This is a genomic window from Kitasatospora sp. NPDC050463 (genome assembly GCF_040655255.1).
Taxonomy (GTDB): domain Bacteria; phylum Actinomycetota; class Actinomycetes; order Streptomycetales; family Streptomycetaceae; genus Kitasatospora.
This window is the reverse complement of the sequence record NZ_JBFAJO010000187.1, coordinates 1-3,970: the sequence shown is the minus strand read 5'-3', so window position 1 is coordinate 3,970 and position 3,970 is coordinate 1. Positions and strand designations below refer to the sequence as shown.

The window sequence follows — 3,970 nt, the reverse complement described above, 5'->3', positions numbered from 1 at the left end:
TGCGTGACGGGAGGCGCTCGGCATCTGGACCGTCGCCGACTCCTGGAAGGTCAAGCGGATCCGCAACCGCGCGGACGTCCTGATCGGCCCCTGTGACGTGCGCGGAAACCCGACCGGCGAGTCGTTCCCGGCCACCGCCGAGATCCTCGGTCCCGAGCGCACCGCCGCCTACCGGACGCTGCTGCGGCAGAAGTACGGCCTGCTCGGCGTCCTCACGCTGCTCGGCAGCCGGCTGCGGCGCGGCGAGCGCGGCACCGTCGGCATCCGACTCACCCTCACGGGCTGACCCCGGCCCGAGGCCGCACCCCGGGGTCCCCACCGCACACGGACGGTTCGTCCGGTGCATGCCAGTCGAACTGTTCTTCCGTTGTACGTCTGGTCGTTCGCCAGAGCGCGCGGTATGGCACAGGTGGCGTTGCTACAACACACAGCGCCCGACCATCCACTGCATGCTCGTCAGGAGGACGTCCATGCGGCGAACCGATCGAGTCCGGCTCCGCGCCCTGGCGGTGGCATCCGCCGCCGTCGCGGGAGCGCTCATAGCCCTGCCGGCCGGCCCCGCGCAGGCGGTGTCGGCGGACATCGTGATCAGTCAGGTGTACGGCGGCGGCGGCAACTCCGGCGCCCCGTACACCAACGATTTCGTCGAGCTGTACAACCGGGGCACCGCGCCGGTCTCGGTCGCCGGCTGGACCGTCCAGTACGCCTCGGCAGGCGGGTCGTCCTGGTCGAGGACCACCCTGTCGGGCACCATCGCCCCCGGCAAGTACTACCTGGTGCAGGAGGCGGCCGGGGCCGGCTCCGGCGCCGCACTCCCGACACCGGACGCCACCGGCACCATCGCGCTGAGCGCCACCAGTGGCAAGATCGCGCTGGTCACCAACGGCACCGCGCTGACCTGCTCCGCCGGCTGCGCCACCCAGCCGGGCGTGAAGGACTTCGTCGGCTACGGCTCCTCCGCCAGCTCCGCCGAGGGCCCGCCGACCGGCAACCTCGCCAACTCCACCGCCGCGCTGCGGGCCGGCGGCGGCGCCACCGACACCGACAGCAACGCGGCCGACTTCGCCGTCACCGCGCCCGCCCCGCGCAACTCCTCCTCCGGCGGCGGGACCGGCGGCGGCACCCGGATCCACGACGTCCAGGGCGCCGCCAGAACCTCCCCGCTGGCCGGCAGCGCGGTCAGCGCCCTGCCCGGCCTGGTGACGGCGGTCGGCCCGAGCGGCTTCTGGTTCCAGGACCCGCAGTCCGACGCCGACCCGGCCACCAGCGAGGCCCTGTACGTCTACACGGCGGGCGCGCCCGGCGTGGCGGTCGGCGACTCGGTGACGGTCGGCGGCACGGTGAGCGAGTACCGGCCGGGCGGCACCGGCGGGACCACCAACCTCACCATCACCGAGCTGACCGCCCCGAGCGTCACCGTCCTCGCGCACAACGCCGCGCTGCCCGCCGCCACCCTGGTCGGCGCCGGCGGCCGGGTGCCGCCGGCCGCGGTGATCTCCAGCGTCACCACCGGCGACGTCGAGACGGCCGGCAACTTCCAGCCAGCCACCGACGGCCTGGACTTCTGGGAGTCGCTGGAGGGCATGCGGGTCCAGCTGAACGACGCCGCCGTGGTCGGCCCGACCAGCAAAGTCGGCGAGATCCCGGTCGTCCCGCAGGGCTCCACCACCCGCACCAGCCGCGGCGGCATCCTCCTCCAGGCCGCCGACGGCAACCCCGAGCGGGTCCTCCTGGACGACGTGCTCGCCCCCACGCCGACCGCCAACGTGGGCGACACGCTGTCCGGCGCCACCGTCGGCGTCCTCGACTACTCCTTCGGCAACTTCAAGCTGCTGGTCACCTCGACCCCGGTGGTCGCCTCCGGCGGCCTCGCCCAGGAGACCACCGCCGCGCCGGCCGCCGCCGAGCTCGCCACGGCGACCTTCAACGTCGAGAACCTCTCCCCGAACGACCCGCAGAGCAAGTTCGACGGCCTGGCCGCGGCGGTCGTCAACAACCTCCGCTCGCCCGACCTGATCGCCCTGGAGGAGATCCAGGACAACACCGGCGCGACCGACAACGGTGTGGTCGCCGCCGACCAGACGCTGGCCCAGCTCACCGCCGCGATCAGCGCGGCCGGCGGCCCGTCCTACTCCTACCGCCAGATCAACCCGGTGAACGACCAGGACGGCGGCCAGCCGGGCGGCAACATCCGCCAGGTGTTCCTCTTCCGCACCGACCGGGGTCTCACCCTCACCGACCGCCCGGGCGCCGGCTCCACCACCGCCAACTCGGTGGTCAACAACGGCGGCACCCCGGCCCTCGCCTACTCCCCCGGCCGGATCGCCCCCGCCGACTCCGCCTTCAACGCCAGCCGCAAGCCGCTGGCCGGCGAGTTCCGCTGGAACGGCCGTGATCGCCAACCACTTCAACTCCAAGGGCGGCGACCAGCCCCTCTTCGGCCGCTACCAGCAGCCGGCCCGGCCGTCCGAGACCCAGCGGCACGCCCAGGCCACCGTGGTGAAGAACTTCACCGACCAGCTGCTCGCCGTCGACCCGAACGCCTCGGTGATCGTCCTCGGTGACCTCAACGACTTCGAGTTCTCCCAGACCGCCGACCTGCTCACCGCGGGCGGCTCCCTGGTCGACCTGCCCCGCACCCTCCCCCTCGCCGAGCGCTACACCTACGTCTACGAGGGCGACTCCCAGGTGCTCGACCACATCCTGATCTCCCCCTCGCTCGCCGCCAAGGCGTACAGCTACGACATCGTCCACCTCAACAGCGAGTTCGCCACCCAGCTGAGCGACCACGACCCCCAGGTCGTCCGCATCCCGCTGCCGTAGCCACCTCAGCCGCCCCGGTGCCGGCCCCTCGACCGGAGGCCGGCACCGGGGCCGTCTCAGGCCAAAGTTGAGACACGGTCAAATGACTTGGTCACAGGGGTGAGACAGGTTCTGGGACACCTCGGGTGACACGGACCGTCCCGTTCACCCGTTCGGATCGTGACAAGCTCCTCCGGTTCCCCGGGACCGCTCCCGGAGCACCTCGAAGAGATCCGAACGGAGAACCATGAGCATCACCCGCAAGCTCTCGACGGCCGCCGCCGCTCTCGGCCTGGCTGCGGCCGCCGTCATCGGCACCAGCACCGCCGCCGACGCCTCGACCTCGGCCCCCTACATCGGCCGCGGCTACTCGGAGTACGGCTCGGGCGTGTGGTGCGTCCAGCACATGCTCAACCACAACATCAGCGCCTACGGCGGTGTCTCGGAGGACAGCGTCTGGGGCCCGAAGACCGAGGCCGCCGTCAAGGACTTCCAGCGGTCGCTCGCGGTCAACGAGCCAGGGCTGAAGGTCGACGGCATCGTGGGCCCCCGCACCGGCTGGTGGCTGCTGTACTTCAACAACGACGGCTACGGCTACAGCCACACCGGCGGCGGCGACGGGTACTGCGTCTCCTACGTCCCCTCCTCCTTCTAGGCCCGTACTTCGCGGGTGGCTGTTTCAGGTCTGTGGCCAGCGGGTTTGTGTGATGTCGGTGTCGAGGAGGTCGAGGAGGTGGAGTTGGACGCCGCGGTTGATCTGGACGGTTGGCGGGTCGGTGACGTTGCCGATCCGCAGGGTGAGTTCGCCGAGGTGGTAGAGGATCATCCGGCCGGTGGGGCGGACCCGGCGGTTGTCCGGATAGAGACCGGTCATGGTCTCTTCGGGGCCCAGAGCGCGTCTGACCTGCCGCTCGATCGGAGGTGACCGCGAGCCCGGCTTGGACCTGTTTCAGGTCCAGGCGCCGGTCCTTGGGATGCCCGTTGCAGGCGATGAGCGGGTACCTCTCGTCCTGGTCCCCGGCGGGGAAGGCGCCGTGGACGGACATGCTGGTCATGTCCCAGTGCAGCCGGGAGACGTCGATCCCGAACTCGGTGATCGCCCGGGCGCCGACGGCGCCCGCGATGGCCTCCAGCTTCGGGGCGATCGCGTCCAGGGCGCGGGCCAGGC

3 protein-coding genes and 2 pseudogenes are annotated in these 3,970 nt (G+C 71.7%); 4 read left to right on the top strand and 1 reads right to left on the bottom strand.

What is annotated here, in order from left to right; translation table 11 throughout:
- Positions 1–10: 10 nt before the first annotated feature.
- The 4 genes and pseudogenes from AB0J08_RS41175 to AB0J08_RS41160 form a co-directional block, all read left to right on the top strand.
- Positions 11–286: pseudogene (locus tag AB0J08_RS41175) on the top strand (PPOX class F420-dependent oxidoreductase); the annotation flags it as partial.
- Positions 287–344: 58 nt separating this feature from the next.
- Positions 345–818 (top strand): annotated as a pseudogene (locus AB0J08_RS41170) (lamin tail domain-containing protein); the annotation flags it as partial.
- Positions 819–2,391: 1,573 nt separating this feature from the next.
- Entirely contained in the window at positions 2,392–2,823 is a 432-nt protein-coding gene (locus AB0J08_RS41165) for an endonuclease/exonuclease/phosphatase family protein (RefSeq protein ID WP_360645202.1), read from the top strand.
- A gap of 226 nt (positions 2,824–3,049) precedes the next feature.
- On the top strand, positions 3,050–3,457 hold the full coding sequence (locus AB0J08_RS41160; RefSeq protein WP_360645199.1) for a peptidoglycan-binding domain-containing protein: 408 nt from the start codon (positions 3,050–3,052) through the stop codon (positions 3,455–3,457).
- 24 nt (positions 3,458–3,481) lie between these two features.
- On the opposite strand, the gene AB0J08_RS41155 is transcribed toward AB0J08_RS41160, so the two are convergent.
- The gene (locus AB0J08_RS41155; protein WP_360645196.1) at positions 3,482–3,676 is read right to left on the bottom strand and encodes a hypothetical protein; all 195 of its coding nucleotides are present in this window, start codon (positions 3,674–3,676) and stop codon (positions 3,482–3,484) included.
- Between the last annotated feature and the right edge of the window lie 294 nt (positions 3,677–3,970).

Excerpts from the sequence above, each read along its gene's own strand:
- AB0J08_RS41160 (WP_360645199.1), top strand. The coding sequence starts at position 3,050 with ATGAGCATCACCCGCAAGCTCTCGACGGCCGCCGCCGCTCTCGGCCTG.
- AB0J08_RS41155 (WP_360645196.1), bottom strand. The coding sequence starts at position 3,676 with ATGACCGGTCTCTATCCGGACAACCGCCGGGTCCGCCCCACCGGCCGG.